The sequence below is a fragment of the Pseudonocardia sp. ICBG1293 genome (genome assembly GCF_020131355.1).
GTDB lineage: Bacteria > Actinomycetota > Actinomycetes > Mycobacteriales > Pseudonocardiaceae > Pseudonocardia.
In genome coordinates this window covers 1-18,487 of sequence record NZ_JAHLEL010000026.1, presented here as the reverse complement: position 1 = coordinate 18,487, position 18,487 = coordinate 1, and the positions used below count along the sequence as shown (strand labels likewise).

The following is an 18,487-nucleotide window of genomic DNA, read 5'->3' as shown; positions in this document are numbered from 1 at the left end:
CTGGCCGGCGTGGAGCTCGACGAACAGGTCGGCCAGGTCGTCGGCGATGCGATCGATCCGCCCGCATGACCTCTGGCGACCCGGCCCGGTTCTTAGGAAGCGTCGCTCGCACGGCGGCGAACGCCGCGATCAAGCGCTCGACCGGCGGGACGCCTGCCCGTACGCCGATACGAACATGTCCCGGCGGACTTGACTGCGACGCAACACCGCATCCGCACGCCGAGCACTCAGAGCAGGCAGATGAACCGTCCCCGCCGAGGTCGACATCAGGCCGCCACCGCCCGACCGTCAACCGCCGCGACGGCGGCGATGGCTACGTGCCGCTGAGCGGTGCGCTCCTCGCGGGTCGTGCCGCCCCACACGCCGTACTCGCCCGTCGCTGTCGCCCACTCCCGGCACGCGACACGCACCGGGCAGCCCGTGCACACGAGACGAGCCTGCAGCACACCCAGTTCACTGACCGGGAAGAAACACCCGGGTCGACATCGAGACAGTGCCGTGCTGGATGGGACGACAACTCGACCGGGACCGGAGCTCCAGGCCCCGGATCGTCGTCAAAGACAGGACTACGCTCGACCACGTGGGTCACCTCTTCGCACTCTGGGTGGCCTACAAGGGCCTCGGCGGCTCTCAACCCGCCGAGGCCCAACCACTCAACTTATGTAGCCAATGCAGGAACTGGAAGTTCTTACATCGACCACCTCAGCTTGCAGGGGGCTGGCACGCAAGTCAAGCCCCCGCCTGCGGCAGCGCCGGAGCTGCAGCCGACAGTGGAGGGGGCGACCAGTCCCCACCAAGGGCAGCCTTCACAGTCAGAGCAGCCCGCTAACTCAGAGTCCATAACGAGACAACATTCAGACGCAACGGGGGGGGCGTGACTTCTCGCCAGAACAATCCCTGGGCCCAACTCGGCGCACGCTTGCGAAAGTTCCGCCTCACAGCGGGAATGTCTGGGCGAACATTAGCCGACGCCATCGGATGTGACCAATCGCGAGTCAGTCGGATCGAATTAGGGAAATCGCACGTCACCAAACAAGAGACACAGGAATGGCTTCGAGCCACAAGGGCCCCCTCTGACTCCCTAGCGGAGCTGCTCGCAGAAATCGACGCCGCGCCAAGGAAGTCAGCGCCGCAGCGCAATTCAAGCCTAAATGGATGGCAGGCGCGGCGCGGCGACGTCGAATCCATCGAACTCGAGGCCGCATCCATCCTAACCTGGCACAGCTCTTTCGTGCCAGACCTTCTTCAGTCAGCCGCATACATGCGCCACTTTTTTCACTCTACCACCTACAGCTCGAAGCGAACCATAGCCGTCAAAATTGCGGAGCGTATCGACCGCCAAAACATCCTCTACACTTTTCCCCGAAAGATGGAGGTCGTCGTAACCGAATGTCTACTCAGGCAGAAGTTTGGTGGAACTCATGTGATGGTCGACCAGCTGGACAGAATCACCTCGCTAGCCAAGCGCAATTTGATCACTCTTTCCATTCTGTCCGGAAATGTCGAACTTGATCCTGCATATGGATTGGACGCAGTCGTCTACATGGCCCCCAATGAGGGGGCTAGCAACTTGGCCCTTAGTCCCGGCCAGAGCCACGCCAACGAGGACCACGAAAGTGTGCAGCGGCACATCAACCAGTTCCGCACCTACCAGCGGCACAGCTGGCGTGGTGACCAGGCGATCGAGGTCGTCGAGAGCATCGCTCGGGAGATGAACAGCGGCGGGTCCGGCACCAGCGCCGGCGGCGAGTGTGACGGCGTGTGATTGTCCAGTTGTCCAGTGGACAACGAGACTGGGCGTGCTAGTGTGCGTCCTACGCGCGCCCGGGCCCGGGCGCGCGTAGGACGCCGAAATTCAGCTGCTTGTCCAGTCTTTGTCCAGTGGTTTGTCTACCTGCTGGACAAGCACAGAACGTGACGTAGGCAAGCGCGCCGGTTGCCTGGCTCGGTTCTTTCAGGGTGCTTCCTGGTGCGTCGCCGCCCGGGGCCGTCTGCTCGTGACTTGACGCCACGCCCCATCGCGATCGCGATCGCGATCGCCGAGCCCCACCGCGATCGCGATCGCCACCCATCGCGATCGCCACCGCGATCGCGATCGCCACCCATCGCGATCGCCACCCATCGCGATCGCCACCGCGATCGCGATCGCCACCCATCGCGATCGCCACCGCGATCGCGATCGCCACCCATCGCGATCGCCACCGCGATCGCGATCGCCACCCATCGCGATCGCCACCGCGATCGCGATCGCCACCCATCGCGATCGCCACCCATCGCGATCGCCACCCATCGCGATCGCCACCGCGATCGCGATCGCCACCCATCGCGATCGCCACCGCGATCGCGATCGCCACCCATCGCGATCGCCACCGCGATCGCGATCGCCACCCATCGCGATCGCCACCGCGATCGCGATCGCCACCCATCGCGATCGCCACCGCGATCGCGATCGCCACCCATCGCGATCGCCACCGCGATCGCGATCGCCACCCATCGCGATCGCCACCGCGATCGCGATCGCCACCCATCGCGATCGCCACCGCGATCGCGATCGCCACCCATCGCGATCGCCACCGCGATCGCGATCGCCACCCATCGCGATCGCCACCGCGATCGCGATCGCCACCCATCGCGATCGCCACCGCGATCGCGATCGCCACCCATCGCGATCGCCACCGCGATCGCGATCGCCACCCATCGCGATCGCCACCGCGATCGCGATCGCCACCCATCGCGATCGCCACCGCGATCGCGATCGCCACCCATCGCGATCGCCACCGCGATCGCGATCGCCACCCATCGCGATCGCCACCCATCGCGATCGCCACCCATCGCGATCGCCACCCATCGCGATCGCCACCGCGATCGCGATCGCCACCCATCGCGATCGCCACCGCGATCGCGATCGCCACCCATCGCGATCGCCACCGCGATCGCGATCGCCACCCATCGCGATCGCCACCGCCGATCGCGATCGCCACCCATCGCGATCGCCACCGCGATCGCGATCGCCACCCATCGCGATCGCCACCGCGATCGCGATCGCCACCCATCGCGATCGCCACCCATCGCGATCGCCACCGCGATCGCGATCGCCACCCATCGCGATCGCCACCCATCGCGATCGCCGAGCCCCACCGCGATCGCCGAGAAGTTCAAGAGGGTGTACAGTGGTGGGTGTTCGTCTCTGGAGGTGTTGGGTTGTTCCCGCCGCGTCGTTCCGTGCCTGAACCGCTATTGCCGCCCAGTCCCACCGCAGTCCGGGCGTTGCGGGTTATCCGGGAGATCGTCGACGGCGCGACCGGGTCGGAGGCGTCGGTGCAGACGGTGGTGGATCTGCTTCATATTCACCGGGCTGCGTATGAGGCGGTGGATCCTGCTTTGTATGTCGCGGTCCGGCGGACCCGGTCGGTGTCATTCGGGCGGATGGCGGAGCTTGTAGGGATGTCTCGGGGAGCGATCCAGCTCCGGGTGGATAATGGGGACCCGGCGAAACCCGCTCGGACCGGGAAGTCCCGTCAGTATCGTCAACGAATCGCTGAACGTGACACTGTCCGCGGCCCCCAGGAAAGAGGTCAGGCATGACTGTTCGAGAGTTCCGTCCTTCCGGAGCAACATCATCAGCCGGGTCTCCGACGTCGTGGATGGCGCAGCACGCGCGTGACCGCCGGGAATCCCGCGCTCTGGAAGCGCGTCTGGCGCGAGAAGACGCTGACGCCGCCGCGCGCCGGAAGATCGCCGAACAGAATGCCCGCGAGAAACGAGACCGGATCGCGCGAGACGCCGCCCAGCGCCGGAAAGCCGAGCAGCGCAAGACCCGGGCAGAAACCCGATCCGATGCCCGGCAGGCGGCACTGTCGTGGTTGGACGCGCACGTGGTGGAGTTACTGATCTATCCGATCGCGGTGCTGTCGTTCGCGCTAGCCGCTCCGGCGATGGCCGCCTACGGGAGCGTGATCTTCGGGGCGACCGGGTTCCTGCTGGCCGGGATCACGGAGCTGGGGATGTGGGCCTTCGCCCTCGCTGTTGTCGCATCCCGGCACCGACACCCGCACCGGCCTGTGGCCGGTCTGCGAGTCGGGGTGGTCGTGTTCTCCCTCGGAGCAGCCGGGATGAACTTCACCCACGGCCTGCACAAGGCCGGCGGCGGGTGGACGGTCGCTCTGGTGATGGCCGTCGTGTCGGTCGCCGGGATCGTCGCGCACCAGCTAACCCTGGCCGGGGCCCCGCGCTCACGCGCCGAGCGCCGCGCCGACCAGTTGGCCGCGCGGGCCGCGGTCAAGATCGACCGTGCCCAGCACGCAGCGTTACGCGCGGCCGCGATCGTCATCGCCGCCGACGGCACCGCGCAGCTCGTCTATCACGACGGCACCTACCACCTCGACCGCCGCCACCGGCTCATCTCTCCGACGGCTCCCACCAAGAACTCACCGTCGCCGGGAGCCCCGGCCGGACCGGAGATCGCTGCTGATGACGCGGTCGAGACAGGCAGCGTACACACAGGCCCCGTGAACGCCGACAGCGAGGCGACGCTGGTCCTGCCTACCGTGGTGCGCGCTGAATCCGGTGAGGACGAGACCACCGACCACGACGCGGCTGCTGATCACACTGTTGACCACGCGGTCGAGACCCCGGAGTGGACTGCCCGCTACGAGGCGTTGCCGGGCGAGACGAAGCTGGCCAAGGCCGAGCTGTTCTTGACTCAGTCCTGGGACCACGGACACGAACCGGCCCTGGCCCGAGTCGACCGCATGATCGACGCCCCCCGCACGGCAACGGCCGCGAAACGCAATCTGCGGGCCCGCGGCATCCTTCCCCCCTCCGAACGCGTCACCGCCGCGACTGCGAAGCAGACGGGCTCACAGACGGACTCAGCGAGCACCCGGACCGAGACTGGTCTGGTGAGCGTGAACGCGCTACTCGGTCGTAGCAAGCCTGCATGACCAACCGCAGGTGACCGGTTCCGCAGGCCGTCAGCGCCAGGTCATGGTGAGCGGGCCTTGACCCCGGATCTTGGACACGGGGTCAAGGCCCCAGGGCGGCGCGGCCGCGCACGACGGTGTCGGCCTCATCCGCCGCAGCAGCAGCGGAACGGTCCGGGCCGGACATCCAGGTCGGCCAGGGCAGCAGATCGCCCTGATCGTCGGGGGCGTTGCGTGGTGTGTCCATGCGCGCACTGTGCGTGTCCGGGCTGCGGGGACGCCAGCGGTGGCGCTGGTTGTCACCAGCACGTGATCCCGGCGCAGCCGTGCCGTCGATGCACGCCGGGCGGTTATCTCCATGCTTTCGGTGTCGGCGGTAGTGGGTGATCCGGGCGGGTGGTGTGCTGGTTGGTGCGGCGGGTGGCGAGTTCGGCGAGGTGGGCGCGGATCTCGGCGCGGGCTGCCGCGCCCGGGACAGGTCCCCCGGTCTGAGCGGCCTTGGCGGCGTGTGCGGTGAGGTACTGGCGGTGTCGGGTGATCCGGTCGGTGGCGCGGCCGTCATGGTCGCAGCGCAGCGAGTGCTCGTAGGTGTGGCCGGTGTCGGGATCGATGATGTGGCCGTAGTCGTCGCAGTCGGTGCAGGCCGCCCGGGCTTCCCGTGCCCGGTGCGCGGTTTCAGATCGTTTCTGGGCGGCCTGGGCGGCCTGGGCGGCCTGGGCGGCCTGGGCGGCCTGGAGGTCTCGGAGGGCTTCGTGGTGGCGGCGGGCTGCTCCGCAGCCTCTACAGGGTCGATCGTGGGGGTCGGGGTGGGCGAGGTGGCGGGGGCATTTCCAGGTCTCGGGCCGGTCCGGGTCCGGAGTGGCGGCGATCGCGGGTAGTACGACCTGCTCGGCCGCGGCCGGTGCGGTCGCCAGCGGTCCGGCGGTGGGCTGCGCGGTGAGCGCGGTGGTCAGCTGTGCGGCGACCTGGGCCAGGGCCGCGGTCACCGCACCTAGCTCGCTCACCAACGACGCCTCCGGGCCGGCCGCGGACGGGGTCGAGGGCTGTGCCGCGGTCGGCTCCGGTCCGGCTCCTCCGGGTCGGGGCTCTGGTCGAGAGCTCCGGGGGGGGCCAGGCTCAGCCACCTGCTCGGCCGGTCGGCTTGCGCGCTCGCGCGTCCCCCCCCTGTTCGTCTTGTTCTCATCCCTTTTTTCGGATGACCCATCATCCGAAAAAAGGGATGATCCCCCAAACGGGTGATCCAATTTTAGGGATGACCCCCCGTGACCTGCGGATGTATGCGGGTGGCGGGGGGTGCGGCGGGTCGCCGGGCACGATCTCGCGGCCTGGGCGGCGGGTGGTGGGGGCCCGGACGGGGCGTTCGCGGCGGCCTCCGCGGCGGCCCGTGCTGCGACTCGAGCGCGGTGCTCGTAGAGCTCCTGGAAGCTGGCCAGGCCGGTGTAGCCGGGCGGCGGAGCGAGGTGGACGGTGTAGATGTTGCGCCGCCCGGTCGCGGTCGTGGCGGTCTCGACATCGACCGCGCCGATCGCTTGGAGCTCGCGGATCGCGGCGATCACGGAGTCGATCTTGCGCAGGCCGATCGTGTCGGCCATCCCCCGCAGACCGGGCCAGGCCCGGTCATCGCCCTGGGCGACGTTCACGTGCCCGCGCAGCAAGTTGTAGACGTGCACCGCCCGCGAAGACACCCCGGACAGCGCCACGAAGTCCCCGACCATCGAGAACGGGAACCCACGCCCCTCCCGCAAACCATCCTCGGCCTCATCACACCCAGGCCGGGTCATCACCAACGCGCTCACCGCACACCCCCAACCAGGACGCTGACGGCCAGGTCAGCAGACACAAACGGGACAACCACCACCGGTGGTGCGTACGCCTGGTCGAGGTCGAGGTCGAGGTCGACCAGTCGGCGAGTCATGAGTACGCTGCCTCCTATCTCCTCGAAGGGCCCGCTTCGGCGGGCACTTCGCGAGTCAGAGCAACCGAGTCGGATGCTCGTGGTGGGGCTGCGGCGCCTTGGCTCTGGCAAAAGACAAGGGCGGCGCAGTCATTGCTTGAGTGCAGACGGTAGCGGGTCGAGTCCCGACGGGATCGCCCGCTACCGCCTGCCCCAGGATCACGCGGATCCACCGGCCCTACGCCGCCCGCGCCGTAGCTGGCCCCACACGGCCCGCAGCGGCGCTGTCACCCGAGTTGATCGGGTCGCTGTCGAGACATCCCGCCGCGCGGTAGTCGTCCTCGACTGCTTCGAGATCCTGTCGCCCGGCGGCGGTGGGCGTGAGCCAGTAGGTCGCACAGTCCCCGCAGACCAGCGCCTCTACCTGGCCGAGCATCAGCGCCCGCGGCGCTTGTGTGCAGGTCGGGCACCGGTAGCTGCTGGTGGCGTCGTCCCACCGCAGACCGCTCACGTCGGTCATCCTGGGGCCGTTCGGGAAAGTCGAGTAGTTGTTCATGCTGCTGTGTCTCCGTTGCTGTCGTGTCGTGCCTGTCGTCGGGGTGGTGTGAAGCCGCGTTCGCCGAGGCGCCAGGTCAGCTGCCCGGTCGTGTACTCGCGATCGCTGTCGGAGCCGCGCGCGGAATGCGGTGGTGTCGACCAGGTGCGCCGTCACGTGGCCGTCAGCGACCAGGACCCCGCGCTGATCGCGCGCAGCCACGATGAAGTGACATCGGTGACTGGTGGTGCTGATGCGTCGTGCGGTGACGTGGAGGCGGTCTTCCGGGGATCGACGGCGCCCGATGCGCCACCTCGACCCGGGTGCCGACCGGTGTCTGCCCGGCCTGGGCGTGGCGTCGGAGGTAGGTCAGGCACGGTGCTTCGAGGAGGCCGACGAGGTAGCCGGTGGCGAACACTGCTTCTCCGGTCCGGAACGCCCAGAGGCGCGGGTGCAGGTCGGGGACGAGCTGGTCGTGCGGGACGACGTAGATCAGCGACGCGGTGTCGTCGCGGTCGTCGCGGGTGTCGGCGCTGACGTCCGCGGTGGTTCGGTCGTGCCCGATCGTGGTGGGTTGCGGTCGGGTGGTGGTCACCATCGGAAGAGGTCTCCGTGCAGGTAGAAGCGCCAGTCGTCGGTAGTGAGGCCGTGGGCGCCGGTGCGCAGGTGGTAGGACATGCCCGGCCCGCGATAGGCCCGGTCCGTCGGCGGCGGCCAGGTACTGTCGGGGAGTCCGGTGCCGGGCAGTCCGTAGAGCGCCCACACCGGTTCAGCTGTTCGGTAGGCGGCGTGTTCGCCCTGCGGGTCCGCCGTGACGTCGTCGGTGGCGGAGGCGACGACCAGGCGGCCGGGCGCGATCAGCGCGAGGAGTTGGTGCTGGTCGACCGGCAGCGCGTCGGGGCGGCCGGCGTAGGTGCGGTAGGCGGGTGGGAACCAGTGCGGGAACGCGCTGGTCAGGGCGTCGATGGACTCGCCTCGTCCGGTGTCAGCGAGCTTCGCCCCGGCGGCGCCGGAGTTGTTGGAGATCACGACCGGGAACCGCGGGTCCTGGGCGCCGGCCCACAGCGCGGCCTTGCCGCTGCGGGAGTGCCCGATCACCGCAACCCGTGCCGGGTCGACACCGGACCGGGTGGCGTCGTCGGTGTGCAGGTAGTCCAGGGCGCGGGACGCGGCCCAGGCCCACGCGGCGATCGTGCGCCCCGCGGTGTCGGGCAGCTCGGTGCCCGCCGGGTGGAAGGCGCTGATGACGCCGTCCCGGTAGCGGTCGAGGTCGTCCGGTGCGACCTCGACCGCATCCAGGACGGCGAGCGCGTGACCAGCACCGGTGATCTGGGCGATCGGCGCGTAGTCGCTGTCCGAGCCGGTGTCGGTGACGGCGCCGCGGTGATCGATCAGCAAGAATGTCCCGTGGACTTCTCGCTCGACTTCTCGCGCGGTGGGTGTGAACAGGCGCAGGGTGAACCGGGCCGCCCCGACCGGGCCGGTCACTTCGATGACGATCTTCTTCCCGACCGCCCCGTCGTCAGTGGCGCCGAGGTCGGTGACGTCGAAGGTCATGTCGTCCGGGGCGGGCAGCGGGTGGCCGTAGACGTGTTCACCGAACGCCTCGAGGAGCTGCGGGCGGTGTTGGGTCTCCCACGCACCGAGGGTGTCGGGATGTGACCCGCCGGTAACCAGTGGGTTGCCCGGTAGGTCCGGATCACCGCTAGTGTCGGGTTCCGGATCCGACGTGCGGGTCGTGTTGTGGGGTGTCGTCGTCACCGCGGTCGTGGTGCCGGGCCGGGGATCGGCGCGGGTGCCGGCGCCGCCGAGGCCGGCACCCGCGCAGACCACCACCGCCACAACAACGCCAGCGACTGCGCTGGCTCGGGTGGTGGCGCGACTGACACTACGGGCCAGTAGCACGCTGCTACGCGGGGAAGGTGAGTCGTGGGGAGTCGGGCGCAACGTCGGAAGACGGCGCGGGTGGTGGAGCGGCGTAGTAAGAGGTCATTTCAGAACGAGGTCGACGTGTCTGTTGTAGACGACAAGCGGCTATCTGACCTGCCGTTTGATCTGTCGTCGAGGGGTCAATGGAAACTCGACAAGTCGTTCTGAAACGACCTCTAAGCAGATCGACCGGGTGCGGTTGAGCGGGCGTGCGGCTGCTGAGGATGTTGTCGAGCATCTGGGGGTCGCCGTAGTATCCGGGAATAATCGGGCGGATATGGCTGGGTAGGCTCCTGACCAGGGGGTTTCTGGGGTTCTGGTCGGGAGGTTGTCGGGTGGTCGCTCCGGTGTTCACAGACGTCGAGCTGGAGAGGCTGCGGCGGTTCCCGGAGATCGGCCGGGAGGAGTTGTTCCGGTTCTTCACGCTGGCCCCGGCGGACGTTGCGTTTGTTGATCCCGGTCGGGGCCGGGGCGCGGCGGATCGGCTGGGTCTGGCGGTCGCGGTGTGCTCGTTGTCGTGGTTGGGGTTCGTGCCGGATGAGGTGGCGTCGGCGCCGCAGGCGGCGGTGGTGCGCCTGGCTGAGCAGTTGCGCGTGGATCCGGCCGTGATCGGTTCGTATGGGCGCCGGGCGAAGACCCGCACCGAGCATCTTCGGCTGGCGGCGCAGTATCTGGGGTGGCGGCCGCCGACGACGCTGGAGATCAAGGAGCTCGACGAGTTCCTGCTGGCGCGGGCGATGGAGCATGATTCGCCGACGCTGCTGTTCCGGCTGGCGTGCGAGTTCCTGATCTCGGCGCGGGTGATCCGGCCGGGACCGGTGACGGTGGTCAAGCGGGTCGCCCACGCCCGCGAGGTGGCCCGGCAGGAGACGTTCGACCGGTTGGCGCACGAGTTCACCGACGCCCGCCGCGTCGGGCTGGACGGGCTGCTGGTGGTGGATTCGGAGATCGGGATGACCCGGCTGCGGTGGCTGGGGAAGGGGCCGGTGGAGGCCTCGCCCGCGGCGGTGAAGGCCGAGATCGCGAAGCTGGAGTTCCTGCGCGGAATGGACGCCCACGCGTTGGACCTGTCGGTGCTGCCGGCCGAACGCCGCCGGTTCCTGGCCACGGTCGGTCGCCGCCTCACCGCCCAAGCGCTGGAACGGCGGGAGCCGGAACGCCGGTACCCGATCTTGCTGACGTTGCTGGCCCAGTCGGCGACCGAGGTGCTCGACGAGGTGGTGGCGCTGTTCGACCAGGCGCTCTCGGCGCGGGAGAGCAAGGCCGCGCACAGGATGCGGGACTATCTGGCCGAACGCGCCAAGTCCGGGGAGGACCGCCAGGAGCTTCTGGACGCGATCTTGGCCATCGTGGCCGACCCGGCGGTGCCGGACGGCGATGTCGGCGGTCTGATCCGGGGCGAGCGGGTCGGCTGGGACCGGCTGCGTTCGGCGCAGTCGAGCGCGTTGCCGCCGCTGCCGCGCGATCACGGGCACCTCGCCGCGCTGGACGGCTCGTACGGGTACCTGCGCCAGTTCACCCCGAACGTCCTCGACGCCGTGACCTTCGCCGGCGGCACCGCCGCGGCCGAGCTGCTGGAGGCGGTGGCGATCCTGCGGGAGCTCAACGCCACCGGCGCCCGCAAGGTCCCCGACGACGCGCCGAGCGGGTTCGTCCCGGCCCGCTTCCGCGGCTACCTGGACACCGCCGCGGCGAACCGCAGCGCGACGGCGTATCGGCATTACTGGGAGCTGTGCGTGCTGCTGGCCCTGCGGGACGGGCTGCGCACCGGGGACGTGTTCGTGCCGGGCAGCCGCCGTTACTCCGACCCGGCCGCCTACCTGCTCACCGAGGACAAGTGGGCGGATCAGCGGGCGGAGTTCTGCCGACTGGTCGGCAAACCCTCCGACGCCGCCACCGGCCTGGCCGAGGCCGAAGACGAGCTGCACACCGCGCTGGGCAAGCTGGAAACGACGCTCGCCCACGGCGACGGCCCGGTCCGCCTGGACGACGACGGCGATCTGGTGATCTCCCCGCTGACCGCGGAGGACATCCCGGCCGAGGCGAGAGCGTTGAAGGCGGAGCTGACCGAGATGCTGCCGTTCGCGCCGATCGTGTCGCTGCTGATCGAGATGGACAAGCGCACCGGGTTCCTGGACTGCTTCACCCACGCCGGCGGCAAGCAGGCCCGCACGCGCGAGCTGAAGCGGAACCTGATCGCGGTGTTGCTCGCCCAGTCCACCAACCTCGGGCTCACACGGATGGCGGACGCGTGCGGGATCTCCTACGACATCCTGGCCTGGACCGCCGAGTGGTACGTACGGGAGGAAACGCTGCGGGCGGCGAACCTGGCGCTGATCGGCTACCACCAGCGCCTGCCGCTGACCCCGGTGTTCGGCACCGGCACGCTGTCCTCTTCGGACGGTCAGCGGTTCCCGACGCGAGGTAAGTCGGTCACCGCCAGGGCTCTGAGCAGGTATTTTGCGCACGAGGGCCTGTCGACCTACACGCACGTGACCGATCAGCATACCACCTACGGCACGAAGATCATCGTCGCCACGAAACGCGAGGCGCACTACGTCCTGGACGAGATCCTCGGCAACGCGACCGACATCCCGATCACCGAGCACGCCACCGACACGCACGGCGTCACCCTGGTCAACTTCGGGCTGTTCGACCTGCTCGGGTTGCAGCTCTCACCGCGGATCCGGGACCTGGGCAAGATCACTCTCTACCGGACGGGTGCGAAGGCGGCGGCCGAGACGGCGTTCCCCCTGACGGGGCCGCTGTTGGCTCGCAAGCTCAACACCGACCTGATCGCCGAGCACTGGGACGACCTGCTGCGCCTGGCCGGGTCGCTGAAGTTCGGGCACGCCACCGCATCGCTACTGGTCGGGAAACTCTCGGCGTCCGGGCGGCAGAACGCGCTCGCCGCGGCGCTCAAGGAGTACGGCGCGCTGCGCAGAACCGTCTACACCGCCCGGTACCTGTCCGATCCGGCCTACCGGCGCAAGATCTCCCGGCAGCTGAACAAGGGCGAGTCGCTGCACGCGCTCAAGCGGGACCTGCTCTACGCCCACGAGGGCATGATCCGCGCCCGACACCTGGAGGGACAGACCGAGCAGGCGTGGTGCCTCACCCTCGTCACCAACGCCGTGGTCACCTGGACGACCGAGTACTACGGCCTGGCCGTCGAGCAGATGCGCGCCGCCGGTCGCCGCATCGACGACGAGGTCCTGGCCCACATCTCCCCGGCCCACTCGGAGAACATCAACTTCTTCGGCGCCATCGAGGTCGACATCGACGGCGAACTCGCCCAACTCAGCCCGACCGGCTACCGACCACTACGTGTCCGCGACACCCTGTTCTGATCAGGTTCGCCGTCCTCACGACGCGACGCCCCCGTCATCGGGCAAGTTTCACTCACTGGCCAGCCACCACAGCACCCATCGTCGCTGCTCAGACCCACTGTCGTCTCTGGCAGCGCACTCCGTGGCCACTGCTGTCGAGACGAGTCCATGGTCGCTTCCGCCTCGATAGATTGAGACACGCGATAATCGCGGCTTATCTGACCTATCCCCACGAACCACGAGGTCACAGCCCTGCATCCTCCATATCCGCCCGAAAAATTCCGGATACTACGGCGCCCCCGACAGGGGAGACGAACAGCTCCTGACACTCATCGATCACGACCACACGCGGGCGCATCGACCGATCGCTGGTGGCGAGCTTCCGCGTCAGCTTCGGCTCGCCTGCCGCGGACAGCTTCCGTCCTCGTTGCGACAGCTCCGACATCAATGCCTTGAGCCCGTCGAGGACCGTCGGCACCTCGTCCGGGTCGTCGGAGACGAACAGCGTTCGGGCGACCGGCGCGAACGGGTCGTAGTCGGCGTTGTGGGCCATGCAGTAGATGTCGATCTCGACCAGCGGGTCCAACACGGCCCCGGCCAGGGCGGTGATGATGAGGGTGGACTTGCCCGATCCCATCATCCCGGCGACGCCCCAGTTGCTCCCGAACAGTCGCGCGTTCACCACGTTCGCCCGCGGGTCGACGCTGACCGGGACGCCGGTGAAGTAGTCGGTCGTCCCCTCGGTGAGCAGCGGCCACGGCGCCACCGGCCTGGTCAACGAGCCCTGGTCGGCGACCCACAGGTCCAGCACCCCCGGCTGGTCGCGCGGCTCGGTCGGCCACACCTCCACCGGCAGGCGGAGCAGGTTGTGGGCCAAGACGTCCTTGCGTCGGTTGAGCATGTCCACGGTGACGCCCTCGGGGAGCAGGAACTGGCAGTGCCAGCCGCGGCCGTCGTGGACGGGTGGCTGGATCCAGCGCGGCTGCCATCCGGCCTTGAACTTCGCGTTCAGCGCGCCCATGCCCAGGTGGCGCAGCGCGTTGACCACCGCCCGCTCGTCCGGGATCACGTCCCGACCGCCGGTGTCGTCCTCGCCGGGGGGTGCGACCCAGGTCGGGACCTCGGTCCGGGCCCGGCCGAGCGCCCACAACCCGATCACCATCCCAGCCAGGGCAACAGCACCGAGCAGGGAGGCGTAGATGGTCACGAACATGACCACCCACGCGACCGCGTCGATCACCCCGACGATCGGGGCGACGACCAGGGACACATCGCGTGCGGCGATCGCGAGGACGACACCGAGGCCGACCAGCAGGCCCAGCACGCCCAGGACAGCGGTCCCGGCGGCACGGACCCAGGCCAGGGGGGCGTTGACCCAGTCCATGACCCGCCCGTGACGGCGGGCCTTTTCGGCGGTGTCGCGGGCCTCCCACTCCAACAGGCGCTCGTGGTCGCAGGCGGCCTCAGCAGCGCGCATCTGACGCTCGTAGCGGGTGGTGCCGTGGGTGTCCCGCCACCGCGACACCAACACACCGGCCCCGGAGAACACGAACCACGTGTTCCTGACCAGGCCTTTCGCCGTCGACACCGCTGTCGTCGAGGTGGCTACAGTGACGGCATGCCGTCGTGCCGTCACGACGTCATGACGGTAGAGGCCCTGCCGCGACACCACCCCAGTCCCCGGCGCCCTGGAGGTCGTGGTGTCTGTCTGCGGGCCGCAGGCCACGATCTCGCCCTCGACCACCACCGGCTGGTCGGTGTTGTCGGTGCGGTGGTGTAGAGAGATGACCGGCGCCAGCTCGTCCCCTGATGACGCGTGGTGGGCTGGGCTGGCGCCGCCCACCTTCTCGTTCTTCCCCCGGCCGTCGTCGCGGTTCATCGCGCGCCCCCGGCGGGCTCATCACGGAGCTGGCGTGCCCGCTGTGCCGAGCAGCGCAGGGTGCGGCGGATCGACTCGGCCGAACACGGGTCGACCCGGCCGTCGGCGACCGCGGCCCGGAGCAGCCGTCGAAGATCATCCAGGCTGCGGGGAGTCGGCCCGGTTTCACGATCATGGTCGGGGTCGACTCCTAGGGTCGACGATGATCTTGGGTGGGTCGACTGTCGCAGGTCAGGCCTCGACTCCCGATCCGGCTCCTCCGGCGTGCGGTCGAGGACGGCGACACCCCCGCCATGATCATCGTCGAGGTGCGGGTCGACCCCAGAGTCGAGGCCCGGGTCGTGGTCGGTGGTGAGCTGCGAGCCGCCGTATCCCGCGCTCTCGATCAGGGCGGCGAGGGCCGAGTCCCAGTCATCCGCGATGCCGCTATGAGGGGCCGGCGTGGCCGGTCGTCTCGGCGCCGTCGTTGCGGCGAGAGCCCGGCGGCTCACCTGGAAAATGCCGGTGCGGTAGGTCAGGGCGGCGGTCCCGTCCGGGCTGATGACCGCGACCGCGTCGGCGATGGCGAGGCGTCGCGCGCGGTCGGTCTTCGCCGCCACCAGCGTCTCCAGTCGCGCCGTGCGGCGTTCGGCTCGCGAGCGCGGTGCTCCGGCCAGGGTGAGCTGGTGGGCGAGCACTCCGGCGATCGAGACGACCGCCATCACCACAGCGGCGGTGACGCCCTGGTGGAGGCCGTGGAGCAGGTTCATCGAGGCGGCGACCAGGGAGAACAGCACCACCCCGGCCTGCAACCCGGTCACCGGGCGCTCCGGGGCCTGGTGTCGTGAGGCGACGACGGCGAGAGCGAAGACCCACATGCCCAGCTCCGTGATCCCGGCCAGGAGGACGCCGAGCGGTCCGTAGAGGTGGGCGCCGTAGGCGGCCATCGCCGGAGCCGCCAGGCAGAAGGACAGCAGCGCGATCGGGTAGATGAGCAGTTCGACGATGTGGGCGGAGGCCCAGGTCAGAGCCCTAGAACGTGCTGCGGCACGTGCGGATGCACGTTCGGTCCGTCGGCGGTCGGCCGCGGCCCGGTCAGCCCGGGTCCTTTCCCCGCGGGCGGTCTCGATCTCCAGGCGGCGCCGCGCAGCAGCGTCAGCGGCCTCGCGGGCGAGGCGGGCCTCCAGGGCGCGGGTCTCGCGCCGCTCGGCCGCCCGTGCTGCAGCCCACGAGTAGTTCGAGGAAGAGGATGTGGTGGTCACGCCTCGGCCCTCCCCGCACCCATCTGACCAGCCGAAACCTGCCCAGCGGGCGTTACAGCGGCCGGTGAGACGGCGTCTGCGGGGCACTGTTCGGCCCGCGGAGAAGAAGCCGGGGCGAGGCGGCGGGCACGCCGCAGGCGCAGCTCAGCGGCGATCCACCAGCCGACCGTGAAGCCGAGCGGGGCGGTGAACCACCAGGTCAGCCACATGGTCGCCCCACCGAGGGCGGCGACGACAGCGATCTCGACGGCCCGGTCAGCGATCGCGGCTACGGTCCGGCGAAGTGACGCGTTCATGCCGCCTCACCACCCGCGATAACCGGCTGGCCAGCGGAAACGGCCACAGGCCGGCGGGCCGGGAACGGAAACAGTCGTGCCGTGTCCGGCTCGTCTGACGGCCCGTCAGGCTCGTCGGAGCCGTGGAGGAGGTCGCCGTAGAGACGGTCGATGACCTGTTCGGTCAACCCATCCGGGAACCATCCGCACCCGTGAACCCCCAGGTCAGAGCCGGGATCGGGATCGTGAGCGGGTGGATCGAAGGGAGAAACCCCGTGCCGGGGTAGAGACACACGGATGCCAAGGGCAGCATGGCCCATAGCCGACCACCTATTCGTGTAGGTCGTTCGGTTAGGTCACCCCCCCGGTTCACAAGGCCGGAGCGGCGACCGCAGCCCGCCGGGCGGCGAGGTCGCCTAACCAGCAACTCACGCCCCCGGCGGGCCTGTCAAGCACCGATCCTGAACCGGCCTGAACCGGCCTGAACCCCCGCGGCTTCTGTCACGGAACGTGACGAATAGCTTGCGACCTCCCATCTTGAACTGTTTCCACTGGTCAGACTGCGCTCAGGGCGGTCTTCGGCTCATGTGAGCGTGCGGTTCGTTGAGGGGGTGTGACGGGTTGACCCGTCACACCCCCTCAACCCGTCACAGGCAAAATCTGGGTCTGACCTGCACAGACGGAAGATCTGTGACGGGTGTGACGGGTTGTGACGGGTTGGGGGTCGTTTCGGGACATCCCCCGGAATCTCACCGTGCGTCACTAGAGTTGGTGGCGGGAAGTATTCGGTTAGTCGCAGCGTGTGCTTATTGCTGGTGGCGTCGTCCGCTGACAGTTGTCCCCCCACCAGCGGGTATCTTTCGACGGTGAAATTGTCGAGAGCGTGGCGGGCTGCGGCCGTTAGCGTGGTGGTCCTTGTGGTCAGTGCGGGTGCTATTTCCGGGGCGGTTGCTGCGGAGCCTTCTGATTCGGTGGTTGTGTCTGTGTCGAAGGGGCCGCGGCCGGTGGAGCCGGAGCCGCCGGGTCCGGATTCATCGGTGGCGGCACCGACTGCTGGCGGGCCGGGTGTGGAGACGTTCCGGACCGGGTCCGGAGAGGATTCTTGGGACGGTTCGTGTAAGTATCTGCACGAGCATTTTGATGAGATTTCCGCGCGGGCGACGGGCGAGGGTGGTATCCCGTGTGTGGAGGTGACTATTCCGCCGCCGTCGGAGAACCACCTTCAGTCGTATGATCTGAATCCCGATGCGTTTGATCTGGTGGCGCATCCGAAGGAGTGTGAGGGGTACACGGATTGGGTGGTGAACCGGACGGCGCAGTGCAAACGGGATCGTGTGAATATCACGATTTTCGAGCAGCGCACGAAGGTCGTGCTGGGCACGTTGAACGTGAACCGCCGTACATTGTCGTACACGAATGCCGGGAATCCGGTGTGGGGTGTGCAGACGACGTTGTCGCTGGCGGGTGCGACGGGTGTCGGCTATGGGGCGTCGGTGCGCGGGTTGGGAACGTGCGGATCTCCGCAACCGGGCGAGATGTCGGAGTGCACGCCTAACGGGCCGAACACGTTCGGGCCGAGTCCGGCGTTGAACCCGAACTTCCCATTCACCGGGGAGACCTACTACCGGAGCACAAAGACCGGACCGGGACAGAGCGGATCGGCCAAGAACACGGTGGACCTGACCTTCACCAACCCGAAGTGGCAGACCCCGGAATTCTCCTCGACGTTCGTGCCGCACCCGGTCCGCTGCGACAACGTGATCAAGGGCCGCGGCCCAGGCTGTGTGGTGCCGAGCCACACCCCCGCGATCGCCTACTCCCGCACCGGGGACGTCAGCGAGCTGGCCCGTCACATCGGTGACGCACAAGCTTCAGGCCTCCCGGGCACGTACCCGTCGGGGCCACCGTTGACCCGGCTCATGGACAAAGACGACGCGAAGGACAACCGAGGCCGGGCCTGCCCACGCACCTACACCCGCCCTGCCGGGCTCAGCTGCGACGAATACCCCTTCGCCTCCAGCTACCAGGGAGCTGAACAAGCCCCGAAGGGGCCGGGCCGCACCTTCCCGTATTGCCAGGTCGCTGACTTGCGACAAGGAATACGTGGCGCCACTGGATACAGTTCGTGCATGATCAATGACGCGCAGAACAAGCAGGGCGGGTCACAGCTCAGCGCGTTCTTCTCAAGGAACCGCGTCATCGACCGGGACGCTTACCGCGTCTGGATTCAACCATGATGTGCTGGCTGCTGGGGAGCTGCACTCAGCGCAGCTCCCCAGCAGCCTTGCGGTATCGCTGCCAGGTGAGGCGTCCGCCGAGAGCGATGGGAGTGAGGCCAGTCTGCTCTTCAGGTGTCTCCGATATGACAGCTTGGAGTGTCGCGCGACTGAGAGCGAGGAAGCTCTTCCAACGGGGAGCGTCGTTCAAGTCAGCATCGACCTTGTCATAGAACACAGCCGCCCCAAACTCCTTTCCCCCTCTGC

At 68.5% G+C, this 18,487-nt stretch carries 17 protein-coding genes; 5 read left to right on the top strand and 12 right to left on the bottom strand.

Annotation, left to right across the window (positions count from 1 at the left end; genetic code table 11):
• Positions 1-266 precede the first annotated feature (266 nt).
• Positions 267-494 carry a WhiB family transcriptional regulator gene (locus KPF47_RS40875; protein WP_224389052.1) on the bottom strand — a complete coding sequence of 76 codons (228 nt, stop codon included), beginning with the start codon at positions 492-494 and terminating at the stop codon, positions 267-269.
• A 380-nt stretch (positions 495-874) separates the two neighbouring features.
• Between KPF47_RS40875 and KPF47_RS12585 the strand changes: the two genes are divergently transcribed.
• Entirely contained in the window at positions 875-1,765 is an 891-nt protein-coding gene (locus KPF47_RS12585; protein WP_224389015.1) for a Scr1 family TA system antitoxin-like transcriptional regulator, read from the top strand.
• A 189-nt stretch (positions 1,766-1,954) separates the two neighbouring features.
• Here KPF47_RS12585 and KPF47_RS12580 read toward each other — a convergent pair whose 3' ends face one another.
• Positions 1,955-3,115 (bottom strand): hypothetical protein, encoded by a 1,161-nt coding sequence (locus KPF47_RS12580; RefSeq protein ID WP_224389051.1) that lies wholly within the window; start codon positions 3,113-3,115, stop codon positions 1,955-1,957.
• Positions 3,116-3,644: 529 nt separating this feature from the next.
• Between KPF47_RS12580 and KPF47_RS12575 the strand changes: the two genes are divergently transcribed.
• Entirely contained in the window at positions 3,645-4,943 is a 1,299-nt protein-coding gene (locus tag KPF47_RS12575) for a hypothetical protein (protein WP_224389013.1), read from the top strand.
• 82 nt (positions 4,944-5,025) lie between these two features.
• On the opposite strand, the gene KPF47_RS12570 is transcribed toward KPF47_RS12575, so the two are convergent.
• The 6 genes from KPF47_RS12570 to KPF47_RS12550 all read right to left on the bottom strand — a co-directional run bounded on the left by KPF47_RS12570 (position 5,026) and on the right by KPF47_RS12550 (position 9,184).
• Complete coding sequence (locus KPF47_RS12570; protein WP_224389012.1) at positions 5,026-5,169, bottom strand: hypothetical protein; 144 nt, start codon at positions 5,167-5,169, stop codon at positions 5,026-5,028.
• Positions 5,170-5,272: 103 nt separating this feature from the next.
• Positions 5,273-5,926, bottom strand: a complete 654-nt coding sequence (locus KPF47_RS12565; protein ID WP_224389011.1) for a hypothetical protein — start codon at positions 5,924-5,926, stop codon at positions 5,273-5,275.
• Positions 5,927-6,714: 788 nt separating this feature from the next.
• Positions 6,715-6,837 carry a hypothetical protein gene (locus KPF47_RS38685; protein ID WP_255659577.1) on the bottom strand — a complete coding sequence of 41 codons (123 nt, stop codon included), beginning with the start codon at positions 6,835-6,837 and terminating at the stop codon, positions 6,715-6,717.
• Positions 6,838-7,054: 217 nt separating this feature from the next.
• Positions 7,055-7,327, bottom strand: coding sequence for a hypothetical protein (locus KPF47_RS12560; protein ID WP_224389010.1), 273 nt, complete (start codon positions 7,325-7,327; stop codon positions 7,055-7,057).
• 208 nt (positions 7,328-7,535) lie between these two features.
• Positions 7,536-7,949: a hypothetical protein gene (locus KPF47_RS12555; protein WP_224389009.1), complete on the bottom strand. Its 414-nt coding sequence runs from the start codon at positions 7,947-7,949 to the stop codon at positions 7,536-7,538.
• Complete coding sequence (locus KPF47_RS12550) at positions 7,943-9,184, bottom strand: acetylxylan esterase (protein WP_224389050.1); 1,242 nt, start codon at positions 9,182-9,184, stop codon at positions 7,943-7,945. Before KPF47_RS12550 ends, KPF47_RS12555 begins: the two co-directional genes overlap by 7 nt.
• Before the next feature lie 132 nt (positions 9,185-9,316).
• On the opposite strand from KPF47_RS12550, the gene KPF47_RS38680 reads away from it, so the two are divergent.
• Entirely contained in the window at positions 9,317-9,448 is a 132-nt protein-coding gene (locus KPF47_RS38680) for a hypothetical protein (protein WP_255659576.1), read from the top strand.
• 179 nt (positions 9,449-9,627) lie between these two features.
• Positions 9,628-12,630, top strand: coding sequence for a Tn3 family transposase (locus KPF47_RS12545; RefSeq protein ID WP_224386186.1), 3,003 nt, complete (start codon positions 9,628-9,630; stop codon positions 12,628-12,630).
• Positions 12,631-12,853: 223 nt separating this feature from the next.
• Here the strand turns inward: KPF47_RS12545 and KPF47_RS12540 are convergent, their stop codons facing one another.
• The 3 genes from KPF47_RS12540 to KPF47_RS12530 are packed head-to-tail and all read right to left on the bottom strand — an operon-like array spanning position 12,854 to position 16,025.
• The gene (locus KPF47_RS12540; RefSeq protein ID WP_224389030.1) at positions 12,854-14,488 is read right to left on the bottom strand and encodes a hypothetical protein; all 1,635 of its coding nucleotides are present in this window, start codon (positions 14,486-14,488) and stop codon (positions 12,854-12,856) included.
• Positions 14,485-15,729, bottom strand: a complete 1,245-nt coding sequence (locus KPF47_RS12535) for a hypothetical protein (RefSeq protein ID WP_224389029.1) — start codon at positions 15,727-15,729, stop codon at positions 14,485-14,487. Before KPF47_RS12535 ends, KPF47_RS12540 begins: the two co-directional genes overlap by 4 nt.
• The gene (locus tag KPF47_RS12530) at positions 15,726-16,025 is read right to left on the bottom strand and encodes a hypothetical protein (RefSeq protein WP_224389028.1); all 300 of its coding nucleotides are present in this window, start codon (positions 16,023-16,025) and stop codon (positions 15,726-15,728) included. Before KPF47_RS12530 ends, KPF47_RS12535 begins: the two co-directional genes overlap by 4 nt.
• Positions 16,026-17,008: 983 nt before the next feature.
• On the opposite strand from KPF47_RS12530, the gene KPF47_RS12525 reads away from it, so the two are divergent.
• Positions 17,009-18,241, top strand: a complete 1,233-nt coding sequence (locus tag KPF47_RS12525) for a hypothetical protein (protein WP_224389049.1) — start codon at positions 17,009-17,011, stop codon at positions 18,239-18,241.
• 25 nt (positions 18,242-18,266) lie between these two features.
• Here the strand turns inward: KPF47_RS12525 and KPF47_RS12520 are convergent.
• A partial coding sequence (locus KPF47_RS12520) for a hypothetical protein (protein ID WP_224389048.1) occupies positions 18,267-18,487 on the bottom strand: 221 nt, incomplete at its 5' end.

Excerpts from the sequence above, each read along its gene's own strand:
- KPF47_RS38685 (WP_255659577.1), bottom strand. The coding sequence starts at position 6,837 with ATGACTCGCCGACTGGTCGACCTCGACCTCGACCTCGACCAGGCGTAC.
- KPF47_RS12540 (WP_224389030.1), bottom strand. The coding sequence starts at position 14,488 with ATGAACCGCGACGACGGCCGGGGGAAGAACGAGAAGGTGGGCGGCGCC.
- KPF47_RS12575 (WP_224389013.1), top strand. The coding sequence starts at position 3,645 with ATGGCGCAGCACGCGCGTGACCGCCGGGAATCCCGCGCTCTGGAAGCG.
- KPF47_RS12570 (WP_224389012.1), bottom strand. The coding sequence starts at position 5,169 with ATGGACACACCACGCAACGCCCCCGACGATCAGGGCGATCTGCTGCCC.
- KPF47_RS12555 (WP_224389009.1), bottom strand. The coding sequence starts at position 7,949 with ATGGTGACCACCACCCGACCGCAACCCACCACGATCGGGCACGACCGA.
- KPF47_RS12530 (WP_224389028.1), bottom strand. The coding sequence starts at position 16,025 with ATGAACGCGTCACTTCGCCGGACCGTAGCCGCGATCGCTGACCGGGCC.